General features: G+C 71.1%; 22 protein-coding genes and 1 pseudogene. 11 read left to right on the top strand and 12 right to left on the bottom strand.

Features of this window, described 5'->3' with window-relative positions:
• Positions 1-27: 27 nt before the first annotated feature.
• Positions 28-1059, bottom strand: a pseudogene (locus FHG89_RS16650) (glycoside hydrolase family 10 protein); the annotation flags it as partial.
• A gap of 698 nt (positions 1060-1757) precedes the next feature.
• On the opposite strand from FHG89_RS16650, the gene FHG89_RS16645 reads away from it, so the two are divergent.
• Both FHG89_RS16645 and FHG89_RS16640 read left to right on the top strand, forming a co-directional pair.
• Complete coding sequence (locus tag FHG89_RS16645; protein WP_139585300.1) at positions 1758-2657, top strand: ABC transporter ATP-binding protein; 900 nt, start codon at positions 1758-1760, stop codon at positions 2655-2657.
• Positions 2654-4285 (top strand): polyketide antibiotic transporter, encoded by a 1632-nt coding sequence (locus FHG89_RS16640; protein ID WP_139585299.1) that lies wholly within the window; start codon positions 2654-2656, stop codon positions 4283-4285. The genes FHG89_RS16645 and FHG89_RS16640 overlap by 4 nt, the downstream gene beginning before the upstream one ends.
• A 153-nt stretch (positions 4286-4438) precedes the next feature.
• On the opposite strand, the gene FHG89_RS16635 is transcribed toward FHG89_RS16640, so the two are convergent.
• On the bottom strand, positions 4439-5020 hold the full coding sequence (locus tag FHG89_RS16635; RefSeq protein WP_244295532.1) for a hypothetical protein: 582 nt from the start codon (positions 5018-5020) through the stop codon (positions 4439-4441).
• Complete coding sequence (locus FHG89_RS16630; RefSeq protein WP_139585298.1) at positions 5017-5316, bottom strand: hypothetical protein; 300 nt, start codon at positions 5314-5316, stop codon at positions 5017-5019. The genes FHG89_RS16635 and FHG89_RS16630 overlap by 4 nt, the downstream gene beginning before the upstream one ends.
• A gap of 230 nt (positions 5317-5546) precedes the next feature.
• Here FHG89_RS16630 and FHG89_RS16625 point away from each other — a divergent pair, with 230 nt between their 5' ends.
• Complete coding sequence (locus FHG89_RS16625; RefSeq protein WP_139585297.1) at positions 5547-8732, top strand: penicillin acylase family protein; 3186 nt, start codon at positions 5547-5549, stop codon at positions 8730-8732.
• Positions 8733-8805: 73 nt separating this feature from the next.
• On the opposite strand, the gene FHG89_RS16620 is transcribed toward FHG89_RS16625, so the two are convergent.
• The 5 genes from FHG89_RS16620 to FHG89_RS16600 all read right to left on the bottom strand — a co-directional run bounded on the left by FHG89_RS16620 (position 8806) and on the right by FHG89_RS16600 (position 14860).
• Positions 8806-10281: a PepSY-associated TM helix domain-containing protein gene (locus FHG89_RS16620; protein ID WP_139585296.1), complete on the bottom strand. Its 1476-nt coding sequence runs from the start codon at positions 10279-10281 to the stop codon at positions 8806-8808.
• A 174-nt stretch (positions 10282-10455) separates the two neighbouring features.
• Positions 10456-11016, bottom strand: a complete 561-nt coding sequence (locus FHG89_RS16615) for a copper resistance CopC family protein (RefSeq protein ID WP_139585307.1) — start codon at positions 11014-11016, stop codon at positions 10456-10458.
• Positions 11017-11039: 23 nt separating this feature from the next.
• On the bottom strand, positions 11040-12248 hold the full coding sequence (locus tag FHG89_RS16610) for a Dyp-type peroxidase (RefSeq protein ID WP_139585295.1): 1209 nt from the start codon (positions 12246-12248) through the stop codon (positions 11040-11042).
• Positions 12249-12271: 23 nt separating this feature from the next.
• Complete coding sequence (locus FHG89_RS16605) at positions 12272-12874, bottom strand: copper chaperone PCu(A)C (RefSeq protein WP_139585294.1); 603 nt, start codon at positions 12872-12874, stop codon at positions 12272-12274.
• A 240-nt stretch (positions 12875-13114) separates the two neighbouring features.
• Positions 13115-14860, bottom strand: coding sequence for a copper resistance CopC family protein (locus tag FHG89_RS16600; RefSeq protein ID WP_139585293.1), 1746 nt, complete (start codon positions 14858-14860; stop codon positions 13115-13117).
• Between the two features lie 167 nt (positions 14861-15027).
• Here FHG89_RS16600 and FHG89_RS33800 point away from each other — a divergent pair, with 167 nt between their 5' ends.
• The 3 genes from FHG89_RS33800 to FHG89_RS16585 are packed head-to-tail and all read left to right on the top strand — an operon-like array spanning position 15028 to position 16198.
• Positions 15028-15303: an acyl-CoA thioesterase gene (locus FHG89_RS33800; RefSeq protein ID WP_244295529.1), complete on the top strand. Its 276-nt coding sequence runs from the start codon at positions 15028-15030 to the stop codon at positions 15301-15303.
• A 13-nt stretch (positions 15304-15316) separates the two neighbouring features.
• The gene (locus FHG89_RS16590) at positions 15317-15931 is read left to right on the top strand and encodes a superoxide dismutase (protein ID WP_139585292.1); all 615 of its coding nucleotides are present in this window, start codon (positions 15317-15319) and stop codon (positions 15929-15931) included.
• Positions 15932-15937: 6 nt separating this feature from the next.
• The gene (locus FHG89_RS16585; protein ID WP_139585291.1) at positions 15938-16198 is read left to right on the top strand and encodes a superoxide dismutase; all 261 of its coding nucleotides are present in this window, start codon (positions 15938-15940) and stop codon (positions 16196-16198) included.
• A gap of 68 nt (positions 16199-16266) precedes the next feature.
• Here FHG89_RS16585 and FHG89_RS16580 read toward each other — a convergent pair whose 3' ends face one another.
• The 4 genes from FHG89_RS16580 to FHG89_RS16565 form a co-directional block, all read right to left on the bottom strand.
• Positions 16267-16842 carry an NADAR family protein gene (locus FHG89_RS16580; RefSeq protein WP_139585290.1) on the bottom strand — a complete coding sequence of 192 codons (576 nt, stop codon included), beginning with the start codon at positions 16840-16842 and terminating at the stop codon, positions 16267-16269.
• Between the two features lie 52 nt (positions 16843-16894).
• The gene (locus FHG89_RS16575) at positions 16895-18394 is read right to left on the bottom strand and encodes an FAD-dependent monooxygenase (RefSeq protein WP_139585289.1); all 1500 of its coding nucleotides are present in this window, start codon (positions 18392-18394) and stop codon (positions 16895-16897) included.
• A gap of 120 nt (positions 18395-18514) precedes the next feature.
• Complete coding sequence (locus FHG89_RS16570; protein ID WP_139585288.1) at positions 18515-19135, bottom strand: TetR/AcrR family transcriptional regulator; 621 nt, start codon at positions 19133-19135, stop codon at positions 18515-18517.
• A gap of 114 nt (positions 19136-19249) precedes the next feature.
• Positions 19250-20077 (bottom strand): SAM-dependent methyltransferase, encoded by an 828-nt coding sequence (locus tag FHG89_RS16565; protein WP_139585287.1) that lies wholly within the window; start codon positions 20075-20077, stop codon positions 19250-19252.
• A gap of 331 nt (positions 20078-20408) precedes the next feature.
• Between FHG89_RS16565 and FHG89_RS16560 the strand changes: the two genes are divergently transcribed.
• From FHG89_RS16560 to FHG89_RS16540, 5 genes are all read left to right on the top strand, one after another.
• The gene (locus tag FHG89_RS16560) at positions 20409-21119 is read left to right on the top strand and encodes a ThuA domain-containing protein (RefSeq protein WP_425280185.1); all 711 of its coding nucleotides are present in this window, start codon (positions 20409-20411) and stop codon (positions 21117-21119) included.
• A complete protein-coding gene (locus FHG89_RS16555; protein ID WP_139585285.1) occupies positions 21092-22192 on the top strand; it encodes a Gfo/Idh/MocA family protein in 1101 nt (366 codons plus the stop codon). Before FHG89_RS16560 ends, FHG89_RS16555 begins: the two co-directional genes overlap by 28 nt.
• A 220-nt stretch (positions 22193-22412) precedes the next feature.
• A complete protein-coding gene (locus tag FHG89_RS16550) occupies positions 22413-23141 on the top strand; it encodes a tetratricopeptide repeat protein (protein ID WP_139585284.1) in 729 nt (242 codons plus the stop codon).
• 165 nt (positions 23142-23306) lie between these two features.
• Positions 23307-24635 (top strand): MFS transporter, encoded by a 1329-nt coding sequence (locus FHG89_RS16545; protein ID WP_139585283.1) that lies wholly within the window; start codon positions 23307-23309, stop codon positions 24633-24635.
• Positions 24632-24883, top strand: a complete 252-nt coding sequence (locus FHG89_RS16540; RefSeq protein WP_139585282.1) for an MbtH family protein — start codon at positions 24632-24634, stop codon at positions 24881-24883. The genes FHG89_RS16545 and FHG89_RS16540 overlap by 4 nt, the downstream gene beginning before the upstream one ends.

Below are 24883 nucleotides of genomic sequence, written 5' to 3'. Positions count from 1 at the left end.
GGCCGCCTACACGGCCACCCTGGAGGCGCTGTTCAGCGCCTCCAGGGTGGCCGTGTAGGCGGCCTTCTTGTTGCCGTTGCACTCGAAGAGCAGCGGAGTGCCGCTGGAGCGCCACGAGTCGCAGTCGCGCACCCCCCATACGGTGACCCCGTTGCAGCGAGCCACGGCAAGGCAGTCGCTGACCACGCTGCGGAAGGTGTTGGCCTGCGTCGTGCCGGATCCCTCGATGTCCAGCTCGGTGATCTGCACGTCCACGCCGAGGGCGGCGAAGCTGGACAGCGTGGTGCGGTAGTTGCTGTTGTAGGGCGAGTTGGCGTTGAAGTGCGACTGGAAACCGACGCAGTCGATCGGCACCCCGCGGGACTTGAAGTCGCGCACCATGTTGTAGACGGCCTGGGTCTTGGCCCAGGTCCAGTTGTCGGTGTTGTAGTCGTTGTAGCAGAGCTTCGCGTTCGGGTCCGCCGCGTCGGCGGCGCGGAACGCCGCCTCGATCCAGTCGTTGCCGGTGCGCTGCAGGTTCGAGTTACGACGGGCGCCGCTGTTGCCGTCCTCGAACGCCTCGTTCACCACATCCCACGAGTAGATCTTGCCCCGGTAGTAGGTGGCCACCCGGGTGACGTGGTTCAGCATCGCGTTGCGCAGCGTGGTGCCCTCCATGCCCTGCATCCAGCCCGGCTGCTGCGAGTGCCAGGCCAAGGTGTGGCCTCGGACCTTCCAACCCCGCGAGGTGGCGTGGTTCACGATCCGGTCCGCGTTGCTGAAGGTGAAGTTGTTCTGCTGCGGCTCCGTCGCGTCGATCTTCATTTCGTTCTCGGGAGTGACGCTGTTGAACTCGCGGTTCAGGATCGTCGTGTAGGCGCTGTCGCTGAGCTTGTTGGCGGCGACGGCGGCACCGAAGTACCGGCCAGACTGGGCTGCGGCGGCGCCGAGGGTCGTCTCGGCGGCTTGGGCGAGATTGGGCAGCAGCGACACGACCAGGGCCAGAATTATCGCGGCTGTTCCGGAAAGAGTGAGTGTTCGTAGTCGGGTATGCCCGGTGGGACGGGTCCGGGAAGCCATGCTGATCCTCCGGTGGTGGGATAGGAGATTCCTGTCGCTGTTCCAGTGGGAGGCCCCGCTGGAATGGCGGCGGCCACGATGCTGAGTCCGCCCGGAGCGGGCCGGGGCACACGAGTCGTCTCGGGCTGCCTGGCCAGCGGGTGAAGGGATGCGGCGAGTGGGTCCGGTCGCCCGTCGAGGAGCGGTTGCGGGCGCTGGGTTCTTCCGGTGGTGGACGTGGTCACCTGGCGGGTGGGTGGGCCTGACGGTCGCGTGGGGCGCCTCCACTGAAGGGATCTTGTTAACGTTCACACTGATCGATGGCTCTCAGGCTGACAGAAAATTCCAGGATTTTCAACCGGTAGTTTCGGGCCTGTTACGGATCAGATCGGGACGCTGGTCGACGTATTCACGAGGGCGTGGTCGATGCTGCGGCAGGTGCTGGATGAACCGCCGCTACCGGATCCGGGGAGCGGTGAGGGCCGCTGGCGTGGCCCTCGCCTCCTCGACAGGCGCCGGCCCAGGCGTGCCGCCGCTCACCAATGCGCGACTGGAGATTCGGCGGGCAACAGGATCAACCATCGCTGAGCTTCCTGAGCCGTCCTGAGTGTCCACGCGACGGCTTCCCGGCGGGTGAATGCGGGAGTACGGTGGGGCTCTGGTGTGCCGGGAAGTCTGGTCGGCGGTCAAATCCGTGTCGGCCGGTGAGGACTTCCGCCATGAACGATCTCGCGTTGCGTGCCATCAATCTGACCAAACGGTACGGCCGTTTCACGGCTCTCGACGATCTGTGTCTCGAGGTTCCCGCTGGCGAGGTGTTCGGGTTTCTCGGTCCCAACGGCGCGGGCAAGTCCACCACCATCCGCCTGCTGCTGGGACAGGTCCGTCCCACGGCAGGGCGTGCCTGGGTGTTCGACAGCGACGCGGCGGATGCCGCCCGAGCGCATCGGTCGCTGGCGTACGTACCAGCCGATGTGGCGTTGTGGCCGCAGCTGACCGGCGCGGAGATCCTGCGCCTGCTGGCGTGTACCGGGCCGGGCGTCGATCTGGCATACCGCGATGAACTGGTGCAACGGTTCGCGCTCGACACCAGCAGACCGGCCCGTGCCTACTCGACGGGAAACCGACAGAAGGTCGCCCTCGTCGCGGCGTTCGCGACCCGAGCGCCGCTGTTGGTGCTGGACGAGCCCACCAGCGGCCTCGATCCGCTGATGGAACGAGAGTTCCGTATCGCTGTCGCCGAAGCCCGTGACCGTGGACAGACCGTGTTTCTCAGCTCGCACCAGCTGGCCGAGGTCGAGGCGGTCTGTGACCGTGTCGCGATCCTGCGGGCCGGCCGGCTCGTCGAGATCGCAACCATCGAACAGCTGCGGGGTCTGCACCGTGCCGAGGTGACCGTGTCGTACGTGGGGGCGCCCCCGCCAGGTCTTGAGCTGGTCCCTGGCGTCGACACGGTCGAGCAGGTCAGCCCCGGGCGACTACGGTTCTCGCTCATCGGGCCGCCGGCACCGGCGTTGCGGGCGCTCGCCGCCGCCGAGGTCACCGCGTTGGCAATCCGCGAACCGAACCTCGAGGAGATCTTCCTCGACTACTACGGCGCCGCAAAGAGCACCCGATGAGCACCAGGACCGTCGCGTCCGCCATCGGACTCAGCGTGCCGGCCGACCCAGGCAGGGCCGTCACCAGGCTGGCAGTGCGCCAGCTACGCCGCAGCGGCCTGATCGTGCTGGCGCTCGTCGCTTCCATGCCGGCGCTCGTCGCAAGCACGTACACCAGCGTCATGGCGGATCCCGCCGCGGCGGGCAGCATTGCCACCCTCGCCGCCAACCCCGCCATCCGGACCCTGTTCGGCGAGCCGATCGCACTCGATCAGGCTGGCGGATTCACAGTGTGGCGGGTCGGCACCTTTCTCGCTGTTCTGCTCGCCGCCTGGGCGATCCTGGCAACCACCCGCATCACCCGGGGTGAGGAGGACGCCGGCCGGTGGGACGTGCTGCTGGCGGGGCGGGCAACGCTGCGAGAGGTGGTGGTCCGCCATCTGGCCGCCATCGTGATCGTCCCGGTCGCCACAGGCGTCGCCGTGGCCGTGGTGTTGCTGCTGGCCGGTACCGACCCGGCCGGCGCCGCCGTGCACGGCGCCGGTATCGGCGTGCTCGGGTTGTTCTTCGTCGCCGTCGCCGGGCTGGCCGCGCAGGTGTTCCCGGCCCGGGCGGCCGCGACCGGAACCGCCGTGGCAGTGCTCGGTACCGCCCTGCTGACGCGCATGATCGGCGACGGCCTCACCGGACTTGGGTGGCTGCGCTGGCTGTCACCGTTCGGGCTGCTCGCACTCAGCGAACCGTACGCGCGGAACCGGGTCCTGCCGCTGCTGATTCTGCTGGCCGCGGCGGTGCTGCTGGCCGGCGCCACGATTGCCGCTGCTGGCCGCCGTGATGTCCGCGGCGGTCTGGCCGGGGTCGCTGGCGGTCGCCGCCCACGGCTGCTGCTGCTGTCCGGCGTGGGTGCGTTTGCGGTGCGGCGCATGCTGCGGCCCCTGACCGGCTGGGCTCTGGGCATTGGCGCCTACTACCTGCTCATCGGCTTCACCACGGTGTCGGTCACCGAGCTCTTGACCGACAATCCGGCCCTCGCCGAGGAGGCGGCGCGAGCCGGGTTCACCGCGCTCGGTGCGGTCGAGGGGTTCGCCGCGACCCTGTTCGCGCTGCTGGCGTTGCCCGTCGGCGGGTTCACGACGGTCCGCGTGTCCGCCTTCGTCGCGGCCGAGAACAGCCGACATCTCACGCTGCTGACTGCTCAACCGGTCACCCGGATCCGGCTGCTCGCCGCTGAGATCGCTGCCACGGCCGGAGGTGCGATGGCCCTGGTGAGTATTGCCGGGCTCGCCGTCTGGGCGGGCATCACCGCGACCGGAGGTGATCTCACCTGGCTGGCAGCATTGGGTGGGGCCTGGAACACGCTGCCGGTCGTGCTGCTCAGTCTCGGCGCGGCCACTCTCGCCGCCGGTTGGGCGCCGCGGGCGGCGGCCCTTGCTGGATCGCTGCCCGCGACCGGCGGGTTCCTGCTCCTGGTGATCGCCGACAGCGCCGGCGCACCCGCCTGGCTTCGCGAACTCTCGCCGTTCGCCCACCTGGAACCGGTCCCGCTGACCGCGGTCGACTGGACCAGCACGCTGATCATGATCACGCTGGGCGTCGCCATGGGCGTGGCCGGTGTCCTGGGTTATCGGCGGCGCGACCTCCAGGGCTGAGGAGGATGCGGGTTACGCTCAGGGCCCGTCCTGCCGATCTTGTAGCGGTTGATCGTTTGGGCCCTGCCGTCGCCGCCGGCCACCGCCGACATCCGGGATCTGCCGCGAATCGCTCGTTGCCCAAGGCACGGCGGCTGCTCGGCAATCGGTGCGTCACTCTGCTCCGCGTTGGAGCGGAACTGGAGCACCGTCGGCGGCGAGGTCATCGAGGCTCTGCTTGCGGCGTAGTTCGCGCAACACTCCGTGCCGACGCGCCGCCCACGCAAGGCGGCGGACGCTCGGGTGCCGGACGAACAGCACCGCCGCCCGGCGGATCAGGCCGACCCGGTTGTCGCTCATCTGGTTGTCGACCGCCTGCCAGATCAGCTCGCGCACCGTGGCGCTGTCCAGCACCGCCCGTACCTCATGCCGCACCGCAGGATCCTCGGCCGCCGAGGCGACGGCGGCGGCCAGGCGTGGTCGGTCCGCGAGCGGCTCCACCACGGCCGCGACGAGCCGCCGGCGCACCTCGTCCTGTTCCAGCAGCAGCAACACCGCTTCCCGGATCTCGATCGTGTCCAGGCCGGACCGCAGCAGGCTCAACAGGCTGCGCTCGACCTCGCGGTCGTGATCCGCAACGGACAGCGTGGCCAGCAGCACCGCCACCTCGTCGAGATCGACGAGGTGGCGCACCCCGCTGCGGAACTCCGGCAGGCCCCACGCGACCTGCAGGCCCTTCACGAGATTGCGGTTCATGAGCCATTTGCTACCCGAGAGCGGAAGCCGGTGAAACCCCCGCCCGACGTGCCGGGGGAACCGACTGCTCTGACCTGGCGAACGAACGTGGCGATACCGCTCGAGCTGGAGCCGCCGACGATGCGGTCCACCGCCTGCTTCGCCTCGACCAGGCCCGCGCCAGTCTGTCTGCGGTAGGCGCGAACAGCCTCGATCGTCCGTCCGTTCTCCAGGTGCCGGACTACCTCCGGATCCACCGGTACGGCGATGCCGAGGTGCGCAACGAGCCACACCGAGCCGCGATCGCGCCGGGCCACTCACGCCGCTCCACCGTGGAGGCCCGAAGGCGGAATACGGCGAAACGTCGGCATTGGCGCCTGGTGAACGACGGCTATCCCCGATGGCGGTCCTACGTCGATCATTGCCCGGAGATAGATATGAGTCATTCTCACCTCCGGGTAGGAGCGCCCGGGCGCGGAGGGCGAGACGTGGGCACCGGAAGCCGGGCGTACCGAACGGCCCGACTCCGCGTCCCCGGAGGTTCGCCATGCCCCGTCCCGCTCTCCGAACCCGGCTCGCGGCGCTCACCGCCGCCGCCCTGACCGCGAGCGTCCTGACCGTCGTCCCGCCGTCACCGGCGCTGGCCGCCAGCACGTTCGCCGCCAACGACTACTGCCTCGGCCAGTGCGCCGACATCCTGCCCCCCGGGCAGAACGGCAACGCCACGCTTGTCGCCATCCTGGCCCACCAGGCGCTCGGCACCCGCCCGGCGCACTCCAGCGACCAGCTCGACGAGTACGCGAACCTGGTCTACAACTACGCCGGGCTGACCGACGAACAGATCGCGCACTTCTACAACGACGCCTCGTTCGGCGTCCCGGCCGCGCAGGTGGAGAGCACCGTCTCGCCGCGCGCGGACGTCACCATCGTGCGGGACAAGGCCACCGGCGTCCCGCACATCACCGGCACCACCCGCGGCGGCACCATGTTCGGCGCCGGCTACGCCGGCGCCCAGGACCGGCTCTGGGTGATGGACCTGCTGCGGCACGTCGGCCGCGGCAACGTCACCTCGTTCGCCGGCGGCGCCCCCGGCAACCGGGAGCTGGAGCAGAGCGTCTGGGCCAACTCGCCCTACACCGAGGCGGACCTCCAGGCCCAGGTGGACGCGCTACGCACCAAGGGCGCCCGGGGTCAGCAGCTCTACACCGACGTGGTCGACTACATCGCCGGCATCAACGCCTACATCGACAAGTCGATCGCCGACGACAACTACCCGGGTGAGTACGTGCTCGCCGGCGCCGGCAAGCCGACGCACTTCACCATGACCGACCTCATCGCCACCGCCGGGGTGATCGGCGGGCTGTTCGGTGGAGGCGGCGGCAGCGAGATCCAGTCCGCGCTGGTCCGGGTCGCCGCCCGGGCCAAGTACGGCACCGCCGAGGGCGACCGGGTCTGGCAGGCGTTCCGGTCGCAGAACGACCCGGAGACCGTGCTCACCCTGCACGACGGGCAGAGCTTCCCGTACGGGGCGACGCCGCCGGGCGCGACCAGCGCGGTGCTCCCCGACGCCGGCTCGGTGGTCGCCGAGCCCCTCGCCTACGACCAGACCGGCGGGGCCGCCTCCCGCACCGGCGCCAGCACCGCGACCCAGGGGCTGGTCGGCGGCCTGTCCAACCTGCGCGCGCACGGCATGTCCAACGCGGTGGTGGTCTCCGGGCGGCACACCACCACCGGTAATCCGGTCGCCGTGTTCGGCCCGCAGACCGGCTACTTCGCGCCGCAGCTGCTGATGCTCCAGGAGTTGCAGGGGCCGGGCATCAGCGCGCGCGGCGCCGCGTTCGCCGGGCTGAACCTCTACGTGCTGCTCGGTCGGGGCCAGGACTACGCGTGGAGCGCGACCTCGGCCTCCCAGGACCTCACCGACACGTACGCGGTGCCGCTGTGCACCACCGACGGCAGCGCCCCGACGCTGCGGTCCAACCGCTACCTCTACCACGGGCAGTGCCTCGCCATGGAGGCGCTGGAGCAGCGCAACTCCTGGTCGCCGACGCTTGCCGACTCCACCCCTGCCGGTTCGTACACGCTGCGGGCGCTGCGCACCAAGTACGGGCTGGTGTCCTACCGCGGTCTGGTGAACGGGCAGCCGACCGCGTTCACCAAGCTGCGCTCGACCTACCGGCACGAGGCCGACTCGGCGATCGGCTTCCAGACCTTCAACGACCCGTCGGCGATGGGCAGCGCGGCGGCGTTCCAGGCGTCCGCGTCCAGCGTCGGGTACGCGTTCAACTGGTTCTACGTCAACTCGACCGAGGCGGCGTACTTCAACTCCGGCTCGAACCCGGTCCGGCCGGCCACCGCCGACCCGAACCTGCCGGCGAAGGCCGAACCGGCGTACGAGTGGGTCGGCTGGAATCCGGACACCAACGACGCCACGTACGCCCCGGCGTCGGCGCATCCGCAGTCGGTGAACCAGGACTACTACGTGAGCTGGAACAACAAGCAGGCACGGGACTTCGGGGCGGCCGACGGCAACTTCAGCTTCGGCTCCGTACACCGGGGTCAGCTGCTCGACGGCCCGGTGCGCGCCGCGATCGCCCAGCGCAAGCTCGGCCGCGTCGACGTCGTCAAGATCATGGCGGACGCGGCGGTGACCGACCTGCGCGGCCAGCAGGTCCTCGGCGAGCTGCTGCGGGTGCTGGACAGCGCACCGGTCACCGACCCGGCGCTTGCCGACGCGATCGGCAAGCTGCGGGCCTGGCAGCAGGCCGGCGCCCGGCGGGTGGAGACCGCACCCGGCTCGAAGGTCTACCAGCACGCCGACGCCATCCGGATCTTCGACGCCTGGTGGCCGCTGCTGGCCTCGGCGGAGTTCCGCCCCGGGCTCGGGCCGGACCTCTACGCCGCGCTTGTCGACGCCATCGAGGTCAACGAGGCGCCGTCGGGCGGCCAGAACGGCGGGCGCGACGGCGCCGTGAGCTGGGCGCTCCAGGGCCAGGCCCACAAGGGATCGTCGTTCCAGTACGGCTGGTGGGGCTACGTCGACAAGGACCTGCGCACCGTGCTCGGCGACCCCGTCGCCGGTGGCCTGGGGCGCGCGTACTGCGGCAACGGCAACCTCGGCGCGTGCCGGCAGTCCCTGACCGACACGCTCGGCCAGGCCGCCGCCGTGCCGGCCACCACGGCCTACCCGGGCGACAAGTCCTGCGGGGCCGGCGACCAGTGGTGCGCCGACTCGATCGCCCAGTCCGGCCTCGGCGGCATCACCCACCCGCTCATCGCCTGGCAGAACCGCCCCACCTACCAGCAGGTCGTCTCGTTCCCGGCACGCCGGGGCGACGACGTCACCAACCTGGCCCAGGGCCGCCCGGCCAGCGCGTCGAGCACCCAGTTCCTGACCAGCTACACCCCGGACAAGGCGGTCGACGGCAGCCTGGGCAGCCGGTGGGCCAGCAGCTACAACGACAACCAGTGGCTCCGGGTCGATCTCGGCGCGGCCCGCACGGTGAGCCGGGCGGTGCTGCGCTGGGAATCCGCGTACGGCACCTCGTACCGGATCGAGGTCTCCGGTGACGGCAGCTCCTGGACGCCGGTGTTCACCACCACCACCGGCAACGGCGGCGTCGACAACGCCACCTTCGCCCCGGTCGCCGCCCGGTACGTGCGGGTGTACGGGGTCAAGCGGGCAACCTCGTACGGGTTCTCGCTCTACGAATTCGAGCTGTACGGACGGTGACCTTGCCCGGGGGGTCGACGGGAGCAACCCGCCGACCCCCGGGCGCAGGCCGGCCCCGATCCGTGGTGGTGCGTCAGCCTGCGATCGGTGCGGGGGAGGTGGGGGCGGAGGCCGGGCGTCGACGACGCGACACCGCTCCGGCGACGACGTCGATGATGAGGAAGGCGAGCAGGGTGACCCCGAACAGGGGCAGTGCCCAGCCGATCGCCACGGTCACCGGTACGCCGATCAGCAGTGCCCAGAGCGGCAGACCGCGGACGCCTCCACGCGGCGGCGGGGTTCCGGCGAGGGCACGTCGGTCGGCGCGGGTCGGGCGGCGCTGCCACCACATGCGGTAACCCCAGACGATGACGCAGAGCAGCCCGAGGGCGAGCGCGGCGAGCAGGATCTGGTTGATCGGGCCGAAGAGGATCCCCATGTGGGCCTGGATGCCGAGGCCGCTGAGTTTGGCCAGCAGGGGCCAGTCGGCGAAGTCGCTGCGGGCGGTGATCGTACCGCCGGTCGGGTCGACGGCGACGCGGTCCTTGGCGACCGGCCAGGTGTTGTCGACCTGGGTGACGGTCCAGGCAGAGCCCGGCTCTGCCGCCGGGGCGATCTCGACCGGCCCGGTGAGACCGGCCTCACGTGCGGCAGCCGTGACACGGTCGAAGGCGGCGGACTCGACCAGCCCACCCGGCCCGGAGTCGCCGTGATCGTGGCCGCTGTCGGTCCCGGTCGGCGCGGCGGGGTCGGCGGTGAGGCTGGTGGAGATCACCGGCGTGCGAGCACTGAGTGCGTCCAGGCCGGCGCCGAAGTTCGCCCCGGCGTAGCGGGACCAGGTCAGCCCCGTGGCCGAGAGGAACAGCAGGCCGACGGCGAGCCAGGTGCCGATGGTGGCGTGCCATCCCCGGGTGCGGCGGACGCCCCCGCCGGTGGACAGGTCCGGCACGAGCAGGTGCCGGGCGCTGGCGCGGGAGGCGCTGCGGCGGCGCCACCAGAGAATGACACCGCCGAGCGCGAGCACCCACAACCAGCTGGCGGCCAGTTCGGAGTAGTGCCGGCCCACCACGCCCAGGTGCAGGTTGCGGTGCAGGTCGTCAAGCCAGGTGGTGGCCGGGGTGGAGCCGAACCAGGTGGTCAGTTGTCCCTTGACCTGCGCGGTGTACGGGTCGACGTAGACGGTGTGCTGCTTCTCCCCGAGTTCCGGCAGGGAGAACGTCACCCGGGTGCTCTGGTCGCCGTCGCCGGGCTGCACGGTGGCGATGCTTCCGTCGGGGTGCGCGTTGCGCGCGGCTCCGATCTGGTCGGCCAGCGGCAGCGGACGGTCACCCACCTGCGCGACTGTCAACTGGTCGCCGTAGAGGACCTGGTCCAGTTGCGGTGTCACTGTGTAGGCGAGGCCGGTCAGAGCGGCGACCACGAGGAACGGCGCCACGAGAACGCCGGCGTAGAAGTGCAGCCGGAGCAGTAGCGCGCCGAACGGCGACACGCGTCGAGCGGGTCGGGCGGGTGTGTCGGCAGTCGGGGAGGGTTCCGGCGGCGCAGTGCCGGACAACTCGGTGAGAGACATGGTGATCCGATCGGGATAGTCGGGAGCTGCCCGAGGGTCGCTCCCGTGTGTGCGTGGTCGCCCGTTGTGCTGTCGCGTCAGCTCCTGCCCGACTACGTAGTCGGGCAGGAAGTCCCGATGGTTCCCGCCAGACGGGCGGACCGCCGGCTCAGCGTTCGTCGGCGAGCGGTCCGGTCAGCGACGGGCCTTGCGCCGCCAGAGCAGCCCGCCAACCACCACGACGAGGACGGCCAGCGCGCCGCCGGCGACCAGGACGCCGGCACCGGGGCCGTCGTCGTCCTGCACCGAGGCGGCGGCGGACGGCGCGTCGGTCGTCGTGCTGACGATCGGCGCGGCGCTGGAATTGGGGTCGGCCACCGTGAACGGGTACGACCCCTGGACCGGGTGACCGTCGGTGGAGACGACCCGGTAGGCGACGGTGTAGGTGCCGTTGGGCAGCGCCTCGGTCACCTGGACCGACCCCTTCGCCCCGCCGACCACTGGGTCGCCTGTGGGTATCTTCCGCTTGGCGGCGTCGGTGAGCACGATGGTGGTGAACGTGGGGTCGAGCCGTTCGACGAATTCGAGCACGATCTCGGTGGGCGCGCTGGACAGGGTCGACTCCTGGACCGGTGCCGCCGACCGCAGCGTGTTGTGCGCCCAGGCCGGGCCGGCCGGGATGAGCAGCGCCACGAGGACGGCGAGAATCGCCGCGCCGAGCCGGACGGTGGTGGGGCGGTACGGCGGTACGGTCATGGCGAAGCTCCGGTTGGCGCAGTTCATCCAAGCACCTGCTCACCGACCCATCCTCCCGGCTGACAACCGGGTGGAATGGCGAAGACGGCGGAGCCGATCGGCGTGGTCCACTCGTTGAGCAGGTCCCGCTCGGCCAGCCGGCGCTGGATGGGCAGGTACTGCCGGGCGATGTCCGCCTGGTACGACGTGAAGATCAGCCCGCTGTCCGCATGACCCTCCGCCGTCGGCACCCCGTCGTAGTTGTAGGGCCGGCGCAGAATCCTCAGCCGATCTTCGGTGACGTGGGCGCGGGTCAGGTGGGAGAAGTCGGGGATGACGGTGAGACCGTCCGGGCCGGTGGCGGCGAAGTCAGGCTCGTCGTGTTCGGCGGTGCCGGTGAGCGGGGCGCCGGTGTCGAGGCGACGGCCAACGGCGAGTTCGCGGTCGGTGCGGCCGAGCAGGTCCCAGGTCTCCAGGTTCATGCTGATGCGCCGGACGACGAGGGTGGTGCTGTCACGCAGCCAGGCCGGGCCGTCCGGCACCCAGAGGGCCGTGTCCAGTGGCGTCCCCGGCCGCGGATTGGCGGTGCCGTCGAGCTGACCGAACAGGTTGCGTTGGGTGTGGCCGTCCGGCTCGACACCGGGGCTGCGCCGGAAGCCCTGCTGCACCCACCGGACGGTGGCGAACGGCCGGCTGTCCTTGATCAGGACCCGTTGGGCGTGGACGACGGTGATCGCGTCGTCCGCGCAGATCTGCAGCAGCAGGTCGCCGCCGGACCAGGCAGGCTGAAGCCGGTCGATGCGGAACGCCGGCAGCTCGGCCACGGATGCCGGCCGACGGTCGTCGACCCCGGCCGCCCGGTACAGCCCGGGGCCGAAACCGAAGGTCACGGTCAGCCGTGCCGGCAGCAGCCCGAGTTCGGCCTCGGTGTCGGCCAGCGCGGGTCGGCCCTGGGTGAGCCGGGCCGCGTCGTCGGTGAGCAGCCGCAGCATCCGACCCAGCGCGGCCCGGTCGGTGCCGGGGCGCAGGGTGAAGGCGACGAACGACGCGTGCGCCTGCGGTTCGGTGGCCACGCCGGCCTGCCGGGCGCCGTGGAACGGCTCGACCAGGCGACCGACGTTCGCCGCCGGCGTCATGTCGGTGGCCGGACGTTGCCCGTTCCCGCCGCTACGGGTCGCGGCCACCGCGGCGCCGCCGGCGAGGGCTCCGCCGGCGGCCAGGGCTCCGCCGGTGATCAGACGACGCCTGCTCACCGGCCTTACGGGCGGTGTGTCGGTCACGGTGCCGGGCTCATGCTCATCTCCGGCGTGGCACTCATGCCGGGCATGGGTTCCCCGTGCCCGGGGGCGTAGCTCTCCTGCGCGCCGGTGAACGGCTTCGCGACGGCGGTGAACTGCTGGGTGCTGCCGTCGGCGAAGGTCAGGGTGAAGGTCAACTCCTCACCGGCCCGCACGGGCTGCTTGACATCCATCAACATCAGGTGGTCACCGCCGGGCTCCAACGCGTGCGTGCTCTTCGCCTTGATCACGATGCCGCCCTGCTTGGCCTGCATGACCATCTTGCCGTCCTTCATGGTCATCTCGTGCAGTTCCATCGGAGACACGGAGGTCGCGGCGCTGGTCAGCGTGACATCGGTGTCGCGGTCGTTGACCAGGGTGCCGAAGGCCGCGGTCATCCCCCTGTCGGCTGCCTTCACCCACGGATCGCGGATCGTGATCACGCCGGTGGTGGCACTGGCCGACGCTGACGCGGTCGGTTGCGTGGTCGACGACGAGTTCGACGAGCCGCACCCCGCAGCGCCGGTGGCCGCGAGCGCAGCGGCGGCGGCGAGGACGACGGCCGAGCGTCGGCGCGATCCGAAAGGGCTGGTGGTGCGCATGAATTGTTCCTCCGATGGTTGCTGCCGCTTTGTTGGTCGGACGCCCCGGGGCCAAAGTTCCAGGCCGGCGGGTAACGGCCGTCACGCGCGTGGTGCCGGGGAGGTTCTGGCGCGGCGCCTCGGGGACGTCAAGGAGCGGTCATTGACCGGAAGCAGCAGCATCCGGCGAGGGCGTGGTGTCGTGCGCGCCCTCGCCTGGCCGGGGGTTCGGTGCCGTCGCCGCAGCGGCTGGAGCCTCCGCTAGGGCAGGTTGATCGTGTACTCGGCGGTGTGCACCTTGCCGCCGACCTGGAAGTCGAAAAAGGCCCGGTATCGACCCGGACTTGGGGTGGTCAGCCAGAACTGGACCGTCCCGTCGACCAGTTCCTGTTCGGGGTGGACGTGTACGTAACCGAGGTCGCCCTCGCGGACGACGACGAGGTGCCCGTACGCGCCCAGGTACCGCTCCGGTTGGACGTCCACGGGGTCGGCGCGGTTGATCCGGAACCGCATCGGCACCGTCACCCCCACCGCCGGGGTGCCGTTCATCGCCACCGCGTACGGCCCGGCCACCGCCTGTGCCTGCGGCGCCGGCAGCGGGGTCGGGGTGTGTGCGCCTGGCACGTTGTGGTCGACGCCCAGGACGAGGGGTATCGGGGTTCCGTTGGTCGCGGTGATGGAGAAGTCGGTGTAGATGCGGTAGGCGCCCGGTCGACTCAGCGTGAGCGGGACGCTCCAGGTGCCGTCTGGTGCCATCGTCGGATGCAGATGCTGGTAGCCGGTCAGGTCGCGGCCCACCACGATCAGGTGCAGGGGCTTGTCGTGTACGACCGCGAAGCGCGTCGCCGGCTGCTGGTCGGCTCCGACGATCCGGAACCGGTAGTCCGTGCGCGTACCCGCCGGCTGGGACCGCTCCAGCGGTTGCAGGGTGTACCCGCCGGAGCTGACCGTCGTCCCGGTCGCCAGCGTCTCGCCTCCGCCATCACCCGGATGGGTGTGGGGCCCGATTCCCGGCCCATGTTGGTGCCCGTCGCCTGCGGACACACCCTGCCCCGCGGCGGCCGGCCCGGCGCTTGGCTGCCGCGCGGCGCCGGTCGGCGACCCGGTGGCGGCGCCGATCCGCGCCAGTCCGAACCCGGCCAGCAGAGCCAATACCAGCCCGCCGACGAGCAACGCCAGCCGGCTGTTGCTCGTCCGGCTCGCCTGGAACTCGGCGCCGCTGCGCTTGCTGGAGGTCGACCGCGCCGTCCGGGCTCGGCCGGAGGACCTGCCCGCCGGGGCCGGGCGGCGACGCCAACCGATGAAGGCCACCATCGCGGCCATGACCGCCACCACCCAGCCCGTCCAGGCCAGAGCTGCCGGGCCGTCGTCGTCAGCCGACCCGACCGCGGGAGCCGCCGCCGGTGTGGCCGTCGGCTCGGCTGGTGTGGTCGGTACCGCGGACGCTTGTCCTGAGGCCTTGTGCTGCTCCGTGGAGGCCAACAGCGTCGGGTCCGGTTGGTTCGTCGGCGGGCTCCATCCCTGCGGTGCCGCAGTCGGGCGCCCGCTGTACCGGAACGTCATCGTGCCCCGCACCGGGTCACCGTCCGAGGCGACCGACAGGTAGCTCACCGAATACTGGCCGGTGGCGGGAAGATGTGCGAGGGCCACCACCGCCGGGAACCCCGTCGCGTACTCGCGTGGCTCGAACTGGCCGTCGACCAGGAAGTACTCCCGCACCGGCTTGTCGAGCGGCTTTGGCTCCCCGTACGTCCAGCCGTTGTCGACCCGGGTGCCGCCCGGGGCGGTGATCGTGAAGTACGCGTTGGCGGCGACCTTCTCGGTGAAGTACAGCCGCACCGACGTCAGCGGGTCGCTCACCGTTGCGCCGGCCGCCGGCGTGGCCATCGCGAGTGTCCCGTGAGCCGCGGCGGGACGAACGGACGCGAGCAGGGTGACCGCCGAGGCGAGCAGGAGCGCGAGGAGGCCGGAGAGCACCCGCCCCGGAGCCTGAGGGAGACGACGCATCTGAATATCCTCATCGGAACGAGGCTTTTTTCAAGTGGTCGCGATCTTTTTCCTCAGATGGCAGAAGTTGGATGCGTTCCGGATCGATCGCCGTGTGGTGGCTGTGAAAGGCCGCGCTCGGGTGACGTGCCGCGCGCTGCGCTCCGGACCAGCACCACACCAACCTGATGGGCACGGTGCACGGCGGCCGGATCCTCAACCTCATCGACTCCCTCGCCGGGGTGGTCGCCGCCCGGCACTCCGACGGCCCGGCGGTGACCGCCACCATCGACGAGACCGCCTTCCTGCGCGCGGTGCGGGTCGGCGACGTCGTGCACGTGGACGCCCGCTGCTCGACGGGGCCGACGAGGTCTGAAACCTGCAAGAGCGGATGGAGCGGCTCGACTCGTGGCGCGGGGTCTTGTTGCAAAATAATGGCAACAGCAAACTTGAGGCAGTATTGAGAGGACATGCCCCATGGCCGTGTACACCCTGCCCGACCTGCCCTACGACTACGGCGCACTCGAGCCCGCGATGTCCGGCGAGATCCTGGAGTTGCACCACGACAAGCACCACGCGGCGTACGTCAAGGGCGCCAACGACGGTCTCGACCGGCTCGCCGAGGCCCGCGACAAGGGCGACTACGCGACCCTGGTCGGGTTGGAGAAGACGTTCACGTTCAACCTGTCCGGGCACGTGCTGCACTCGATCTTCTGGAACAACCTGTCCCCGGACGGCGGTGACCGCCCCGACGGTGAGTTGGCCGCGGCGATCGACGAGCACTTCGGCTCGTTCGACGGGTTCGCCGGTCAGTTGTCGGCGGCGACGAAGGGCGTGCAGGGCTCCGGCTGGGGCGTCCTGGCCTGGGAGCCGCTCAGCCGGCGGTTGATCGTGGAGCAGGTCTACGACCACCATGGCAACGTGGGGCAGGGCTCCACGCCGATCCTGGTGTTCGACGCCTGGGAACACGCCTACTACCTGCAGTACCGCAACGTGCGCCCGGACTACGTGGACCGGCTGTGGAACCTGGTCAACTGGACCGACGTCACCGCCCGCTTCGACGCCGCCCGCGCCGCCGACCCGAAGATCTGATTCGGCGTGAGCGGGTACACCCCCGAAGCGGCCGAGATCGTCCAACGTGCCGCCGGGGTCATCGCCGCCAGACACCGAGGTGACCTCGCCGGCGCCGAGGCGCTGATGTCGGCGTTCAGTTCCGAGCAGGCCCGTACCCTCGGCTTCTATCTGCTGGCCGACCTCGCTCTCGGGCTGGTCAGGGCGCAGAGTGGCCAGTCGATGGACGACCTGGTCCGCGAGCTGTCCCTGCTCCTGGCCGACACCGCCCAGTCACCGCCCGCCTGACGGGCCCGCTGGGTTCCACCGCCGGTGGAACCCAGCGGGCCCGTCAGGCGCGCCGCAGATCCGGCGGCTCATCCGCCGGTCGGGTCCTGCCCGCGCAGGATCGCGCGGGCGTGCATGAGTGCGAAGCCGAGCAGGTTCGGGCCTTCCCAGCGCGCGGGTTCGGCGGCGTGCGGGTGGTCCGCGGCCAGGCCGATGCCCCAGATCCGGTCGAGCGGGCTGGCCTCCACGAGCACCCGCTCACCCGTGCCGAGCAGGTAGGTGCGCAGCGCGGGATCCTGGCCGAACTTCGCCGTGTTGCCGGCCACCACGATGTCGTAGCGCTGCTCCTCCCAGATCCGCTGGTCGAAGCCGGTGACCTGCCGGCCCAGCGCCTTGGTGGCATGCGGATGCGCCGCCGCCAGGATCCTGGCGGCCGTGGCGTGGTCGTCGAAGAGGGTGGCCTTGCGCCACATCATGTAGTGCTCGGCCGTGGCGAAGCGCAGCCCGTCGATGGTGAACGGCGCCGGCCACCACTGGCTCAGGCACCCGGGCCCGATGCTGCCGTCACGCTGCGGCTGGTGCCCCCAGAAGAACAGGAACTTCACCCGGGCACCCGAACGCATCGCGTCGGTCACCTCCGAGACGCTGCGCGGTGACGTGACCATGCGCGCGAGTCTGTCGTACCAGTGGGTGCCGGCGCGACCAATGGCGATCTGATCACCGCGGACGGCCGAAATGGCGGGTGAGGGAGGCGCGCAGCGTCCCGGCGTCTCCACTTGACCAGGCGACGAAGCAGTCGGGGCGTACCAGCAGCGCGGTGGCGGTGGTGCCCTCCAGTTGGCCGGTGACCACGTCGACGCGGTCACGCCATGGCGCGGTGACCTCGGCGTAGGCGCCAGTGGAGTCCAGCAGCAGCGGCCGGGCGGCGCGGGTCAGCTCGGCGAGACGGATCGGGCCGTGGTCGCCGTGCACGACCACGTCGGGGGCGTTCCGGCCGGCCAGCGGGTCGGCGGGGTCGGCGGGGTAGTGGACGTCCACTCCGGACATCAGCGCCGCGATGTGCCCTGTCACCTGCGGGATGCGCAGCAACTCGGCGAAGAGTTCCCGCAGGCCGGTGATCTCGTCGCCGGGGCCGATCAGCGCCGCCTGCGCCTGGGTCGACATGACCACCCGTTCGGCGACGGGGCGACGCTCGGTCTCGTACGTGTCGAGCAGGCCCTTCGGTGCCCAGCCACGCGCCGTGGCGGCGAGCTTCCAACCCAGGTTTGCGGCGTCCTGTAGGCCCAGGTTGAGCCCGGGGCCGCCGATCGCGGAGTGCACGTGCGCGGCGTCGCCGACAAGCAGCACGCGGCCGTCGCGGTAGCGGTCGGCGATGCGGGTGTTGCCGCCGGTCAGCCGCCGCAGCAGGCCGGGGCCGTCGGGTGGGCCGAGGGGGATGTCGGCGCCGAGCACCCGGGCGACGCTGGCCCGTAGCTCCGCCAGGTTCATCGGGGTCTCGTCGCTCGTCGGCGCGTCGGGCCACTCCGTCGTGCTCAGGATCGCCGGGCGTCCGGGGAACGGAGCCCAGGCGATCAGCCCGCGCGGCGTGCGGGTGTGCTGGAACGGCGGGACGACGCCGTAGCCGGGGGCGCGCAGGCCGCCGGTCTCGGGGTCGACGGAGGACGCGGGGACTGTCACGGTGGCGGTGCGGGAGATCGACAGGTCATTGGTGACGCCGGGGAAGTCGATACCGGCGAGGCGGCGCACCACGCTGCGACCGCCGTCGGCGCCGACGAGGAAACGGGACGTGAGTCGCGTACCGTCGGCAAGTCGGACCTCGACCGCGTCGGGGCGTTGGCGAAGGTCGACGACCTCGTGGCCGCGGCGAAGGTCGACCCCGAGTTCGACGGCCCGGGCGGCGAGGGTGGCCTCGAGTTGGGCCTGTGGCACGCCGAGCACGTAGTGCGGGTTCTCCGCGAGCACCGTGAGGTCCAGCGGGAACGCGCCGAAGGTGAAGGCGGGCTGGGGTGCCGGCGGGGTGCTCTCGCCGGTGAGCCGCGCGTGGAGGCCGCGCCTGTCGAGCAGGCGGACGACCTGGCCGACGAGGCCGTTGGCGCGGGGCTCGCCGGTGGGCGCGGCGTGGCGTTCGAGGACGACCGGGTGGACGCCGGCGAGGGCCAGTTCGCAGGCGAGCATGAGGCCGTTGGGGCCGGCCCCGACGATGAGGACATCGATCATGATCGTGATCCTTTCCGGGCGTGCGTCATCGCCACGGCGGGCGCGGCACGCGGCCGGCCCGCCGCGGGTGTACGCGGCGGAGGAGGTCTGTCAGGTTGTGCGTTGGGCGCGGGTGGTGCTTCAGCGGCCCGGCGGCGGGAGGCCGGCGGCGACCTGGGTGAAGGCGTCGGTGATGAGGCGCTCGATCGGGGTGGGCGGGTCGGCGCTGTCGAGGTAGTGCTGCATGGCCACGGCGACGGCGGCGCTGGCCGCGGCCGCGACGAGTCTCGGATACATGTCGGTGGCGAGGTCGGTGCCTGTGCGTTCGGCGATCGCGGCGGCGAGTTCGGCCTCGGCGATCGCGACGGCGCGCAGCCGCTCGCCCTGTAGCGCGGGCTCGGCGAGCATGGTGCGGACGCCGGCCACCCACTGGGCGTGCGCGGGCGACGGCATCGCCTCGACCTCGGGGCCGGGCCTGAACTGCTCCAGCGCGGCCTGGGTGAGCGCCGCCCAGAGCGGCTCGTCGGCGGGGCGTTCGCGCAGCGCGGCGGCGGTGCGCAGGCTGCGGTCGAGGTGGCGGGAGGCGATCGCCTCGGCCTTGCTGGCGAAGTAGTTGTTGAAGGTACGCGGGGAGACGCCGGCCGCCTCGGCGATGTCCTCGACGCGGACGTTGTCGTAGCCGCGCTCGACGGTGAGGTGGATCGCGGCCCAGCCGAGCGCCGCCCGCGTCTCGGCCTTCTTCCGCTCCCGCAACCCCGTCATGCCACCACGCTAACATTAATTGCGTGACACGCAAAGATGCGTGCCACGCAAAATATCGGGCGGGGCAGCGCCGGCGGGGCGGTCCCCGCCGACGGCCCCACCGGAGGGCGGGCCCTACGGTTTGCGGGCGAGGAGCCCGACGAAGGTGTGGTAGGTGTCGGTCTGGGTCGGGGCGGGCGCACCCGGCTCCGGACGCCACTCGGCCAACGGCACCAGACCCGGCTCCAGCAGCGTCAGCCCGTCGGTGAAGGCGAGGATCTCCTCGTCCGTACGCCAGCGACCGGTGCCCAGCGACTCGTTGAAGACCCGCTCGACCTCGCGAGCCTTGCGGGAGCCCTCCGGGTCCCGCTCACCCGGGTCACGGAAGTGCGAGATCGCCACGTAACTGCCGGAGGGCAGCGCGTCGATCAACTCCGCCGCCACCGCTCGCGGATCCTCGTCGTCTCCGAGGTGGTGCAGGATCGCGAAGAGCAGCAGCCCGACCGGCCGGTCGAAGTCGAGGAACCGACGGACGTCCGGGTGGTTGAGGATCTCCTGCGGTGCCCGGATGTCCGCCTGGATCACCGTCGCGGTGCCCTCCGCGGCGAGCAGGGCCCGCCCGTGGCTCAGGACGATCGGATCGTTGTCCACGTACACCACCTGGGCCTTCGGGTTGTGCTCGGTGGCGACCTCGTGCACGTTGCCCTGGGTGGGCAGCCCCGATCCGATGTCGAGGAACTGGTCGATGCCCGCCTCGGTGACGAGGAAGCGAATGACCCGACGCAGAAAGGCCCGGTTCGCCTGGCCGGCCGCCGGCCCGTCCGGTGTGATCCGCAGGGCGTGCTCGGCGACCTTCCGATCGGCCTCGAAGTTGTCCTTGCCGCCCAGGAAGAAGTCGTAGACCCGGGCCACACTGGGAATGCTGGGGTCGATGCCGGCGGGTGCCGCCTTGTCGCGGGTCACAGGCGTCTCCATTCGATTCGGATCAGCGCCCGCTGAATCTGCGGGCGGTGCCGGGGTTGCGGCGAGTGTAGCGATCGGGAGGGCCGGATTTCGGCCCCGACTGGTACCGCTCCCAAGGAATCGTCCGTGAGCAGGCCATGTCATCGGGCGACACGCTGACGAGGCGCTGGCCGGTGTGGACGGACGTCCGGGCGGAGCCCGGAGACCGCCTGTGGACCGTGGGGTGGCAACGACGAGTACGGTTTCGATGCTCGACAAGCAACAGGCATCGGCGGTTCGTCGGCGGGTGGGAGCGGCCAGCCCGCCGATGACGGACCGGGGGAGGGAGCGAGTGTTGACGCAGCGGAGAGCGCTTGTGGTTCGAGGCGGGTGGGAGGGGCACCAGCCGGTCGAGGCGACAGACTTGTTCATCCCGTACCTCGAGGGCAACGGCTATACGGTACGGGTCGAGGGGTCGACCGAGATCTACGCCGATGCCGCCGAGATGGCAGACACCGACCTCGTCGTGCAGTGCGTGACGATGTCGCAGATCACCTCGGATCAGGTGGCAGGCCTCAGCGCGGCGGTCGCCGCCGGGACGGGCCTCACCGGCTGGCACGGCGGCATCGTGGACTCGTTCCGCGCGTCGTCGGAGTACCTGCATCTGGTGGGCGGCCAGTTCGCCACCCACCCGGGTAAGGAGCCGTGCGAGCGGCACGGTGGGGCTGAGGACAACTTCCTGCCGCACACGGTGGCCATCACCGACCTCGGCCGCGAACACCCGATCACCACGGGCGTCGAGGACTTCGACCTGGTCACCGAGCAGTACTGGGTGCTGCACGACGACCTGATCGACGTCCTGGCCACCACGACCCACCCCACGCGGGCCTGGCATCCGTGGCAGCGGCCGGTCACGTCCCCGGCGATCTGGACCCGGGTGTGGGGTGCCGGGCGCATCGTCGTGACCACCCCGGGGCACAGCCTCGACGTGCTGGAGCACCCGAGCGTCCGTACCGTCATCGAGAGGGGGATGGTGTGGGCGACCCGCATCGCGTCGGCGTAGTCGGTCTCGGGGTCATCTCCCGCGCGTACCTGGACACGCTCGCGAACCACCCCGCGGTGTCCATCGCCGCGGTGGCCGACCTCGACGCCTCCCGGTCGGCCGCTGTCGCCGCCACGATTCCCGGCGCCGAGGCGGTGAGCGTGCAGCGCCTGCTCGACCGCCCGGACGTACAGACCGTCCTCAACCTCACGATCCCCGCGGCGCACGCCGAGATCTCACTCGGCGCGATCGACGCCGGCAAGAACGTGTACGTCGAGAAGCCGCTCGCCGTGACGTTCCAGGACGGCGGAACCATCATCAGCCGGGCCGCGTCGGCCGGCGTCCGCGTCGGGTGCGCTCCGGACACCGTTCTGGGTACGGGTACGCAGACCGCGCGGGCGGCGATCGACGACGGGCTCATCGGGCGGCCGTTGTCCGCGTCGGCCGTCATGGTCACGCCGGGGCACGAGCGCTGGCACCCCCAGCCCGACTTCTACTACGCCCCGGGCGGCGGCCCGTTGCTGGACATGGGGCCGTACTACATCTCGGCGCTCGTGCACCTGCTCGGGCCGGTCCGGGCGGTGGTCGGCGCCGCCAGCCGGCTGCGCGCCGAACGCGTCATCGGCTCGGGCCCACGCACCGGCCAGCGGATCCCCGTGCAGGTGGACAGCCACGTGACAGGTGTGCTCGAACACGCCAACGGCGCTCTCTCCACCATCACGACGAGCTTCGACGGCGTCGCGACGACGGCCGCGCCGATCGAGGTGCACGGGGAGACCGGCACAATCGCCGTACCCGATCCGAACGTCTTCGACGGTGAGGTCCGCCTGTTCGCGCTCGGCGGCAGCGAATGGCGGGTTCTCGAACCGCTGGCCGGGTACGCCGAGGCTTCCCGGGGCGTCGGTCTGATCGACCTCGTCCGGGCCGACGGTCGGCGTCCGCCGCGCGCCGGTGGCGACGTCGCGCTGCACGTCCTCGACACGATGACCGCCCTGCTGCGCTCGGCAGCCGAAGGTCGACGGATCGAGCTGACGACTGTGGTACGACGGCCCGCGCTCGTCCCGCTCACCCCGTTCGGGGACTGGACGGCATAGGCGACGGTCGGCAGCCACCGCCGCGCCCCCGGGTCCGCGAACCGTCGGGACGCGGCGGGTCGCGGCCGGCGCGGACGCCGCGTACCTGCACTCCAGCGCGATGGGTCGGCCGCTCTACGAGTCGATGGGGTTCAGGCTCGTGGAGACCTGGACGATGTTCGAGGCGTTGTGACGGGTGCGGACGCCCTCGACGACAGGAACGACGCAGGAGGCGACAGACATGGGTTTCAGCGACGACGTTCGCGCGGCCTTTCGTCGGGGCGAGACCGACGCCGTGGTGCGGATGAGCGAGACGGAGATCGACAGGGCGCGGGCGGCCGGTGATCCGGCGGGGGAGGTGGAGGCCCGGTACAGCCTCGCCCGGGTCGCCATCCGTGGGGGCGACCTGCCGGGCGGCGAGGCCCGCGCCCGGGAAGCCCTGGAGGTCGCGCTGCGCTCCGGCGACCGCAGGCTGGAGGAGCGGCCCCGGCACGTCCTGGCGGCCGTCGCCCGGATGTCCGGCGACCTGACCCGCGCTCGGGACCTGTACCGGGAGAGCATCGCGCTCAACGAGGCCCTGGGCCAGCCCACGATCGTCAACTCCGAGACGCACAACCTCGGCTTCTGCGAGTTGGGTCTCGGCAATCTCGACGCGGCGAGGAAGCTGTTCGCCACCAGTCGCGCGAGGGTCTTCCAGAACGGCTGGGCGGACTTGGTGCCGTACGTCTGCGTGGCGGGCGCCGCCCTCGCGTCGGCCGAGGGTGACCATCACCGGGCGGCCCGGATGGTCGCCGTCGCGGACGACGCGTTCGCGGCGCTGGGTCAGGTGCCCGATCCCGACGACGCGGCCGACCTGGCCGCCGCGCGGGCGGCCGCGGTCGAGGCGCTCGGCCCGGCCGGCTTCGCCGAGGAGTACGGGCAGGGTCAGCGTCTCGACCCGCGTACGGCGTTCGGCGACGAGGACCGCTGACGGTAGGTGGCTGGCTGGCGGTACGGCCGGGCTCATCCGAACGCGAATGAACAACAGGTAGGGACATTGACCGTTGTCATGCGCGTCGATAGCCTCGGGGAAGCGATCATGTCGGGCGGGCGAACGTTGTCAGCCCGGCAGTGACTTCGGGGGGCTGGCCCGTTCATGCGCAGATTCGGCATCATCTGGGCAGGGCAGCTCGTCACGTTGATCGGAAACTCGGTCCTCCGGTTCGCCTTCGTGGTGCAAGCCTGGACGTCCGGCCAGCGGGCCACCGCCGTCGTTCTCCTCTCGGTCCTCGCGGTGCTGCCGCAGGTGCTGCTGAGCCCCACGGCGGGGGCGCTTGTGGACCGCCTGCGCAAGCGCACGGCGCTGCAACTCGCGGACATCGGTGGGCTGGTGGTCGTGGGCGCACTGGCGGCCCTGCACTTCTCCGGGCAGCTCCAGCTCTGGCAGATCTACCTGGCCGTCGCGCTCCTCGGTGCCGCCGCCGCCTTCCAGTACCCGGCGCTCTTCTCGGCGATCCCCCTGCTGGTCGCCAAGGACCAGCTGCAACGCGCCAACGGTCTACTGGGGACGGCCCGCAGCACGGCGGAGATCTGCGGACCCGCCCTGGCCGGGGTGCTGGTCGCCACCTCGGGGCTCGGGACGATCCTCCTGGTGGACCTGCTCAGCTTCGTCCTCGCCCTGCTCACCATCCAGGCGGCCGGCCCGCACGAACAACCCCGCGACGGCGCCACCGTCGAGCCTCGCCGCAGGCTCGGCGCCGAATCGCTTGACGGACTGCGGTACCTGTTCGTACGGCCCAGCCTGCGTGGCCTCGTGCTCGTCATCTTCGTGGTCAACCTGGTGATGGTCTTCGGGTACGCCATCGTGCAGCCGATGATCCTGGCCCGCACCGGCAACGACGCGTCCGCGCTGGCGAGCGTCATGGCCAGCATCGGCGTCGGCGGGATCCTCGGTGGCCTGCTGATGGGTGTGTGGGGCGGCCCGAAAGCACGGATCCGGGGCATGCTGCTGGGCGTGGTCGGCATGTGCCTGACCTCCCAGGTTCTGATGGCCGCGTCCCGCGACGTCCCCGCCTGGTGCGCGGCCATCCTGGTCGGGGCACTGCTCATGCCGATCGTGAACGGCACCATGCAGGCGATCATCCAGACCAAGGTGCCCCCGCAGCGGCAGGGCCGGGTCTTCGGCGCGGTGATGTTCGTGTCCCAGATCTCCGCGCCGCTGGCCATGGTCTGCTCCGGGCTGGTCGCCGACCGCGTCTTCGAGCCGCAGGCCGCCGCGGGCACCGGCCTGGTCGGACTGCTCCAGCCGGTCGTCGGGAGCGGCCCCGGCAGCGGTATGGCGGCGATGCTGCTGATCGCCGGCGGATGCGGGATAGCTGTCGCGGTGTGGGGGATGGCCAACCGCCCGGTGCGCGACATCGACGTGATCCTTCCCGACTGGGACGGCGTTGCCGAGCAGAAGGAAGAGAGGAAGGTGCCGACATGACGAGCAATCCGTTCGAGGACGAGAACGGCGAATACCTGGTGCTGGTCAACGACGAGAACCAGCATTCACTGTGGCCGGTCGACATCGACGTGCCGGACGGGTGGCGGATCGTCCACGGGGCGGCCAGCAGAGCCGACTGCCTGTCCTATGTCGAGACCCACTGGTCGGACATCCGTCCGGCGAGCCTCCTGAGGGACCGCGCCGAAGCCGATCGGGGCTCGCCGGATACCGCGTCCACGGGTTCCTGA

Origin of the sequence: Micromonospora orduensis, assembly GCF_006228125.1 — a bacterium.
Classification (GTDB): domain Bacteria; phylum Actinomycetota; class Actinomycetes; order Mycobacteriales; family Micromonosporaceae; genus Micromonospora; species Micromonospora orduensis.
This window is presented reverse-complemented; position numbering and strand designations above follow the sequence as displayed.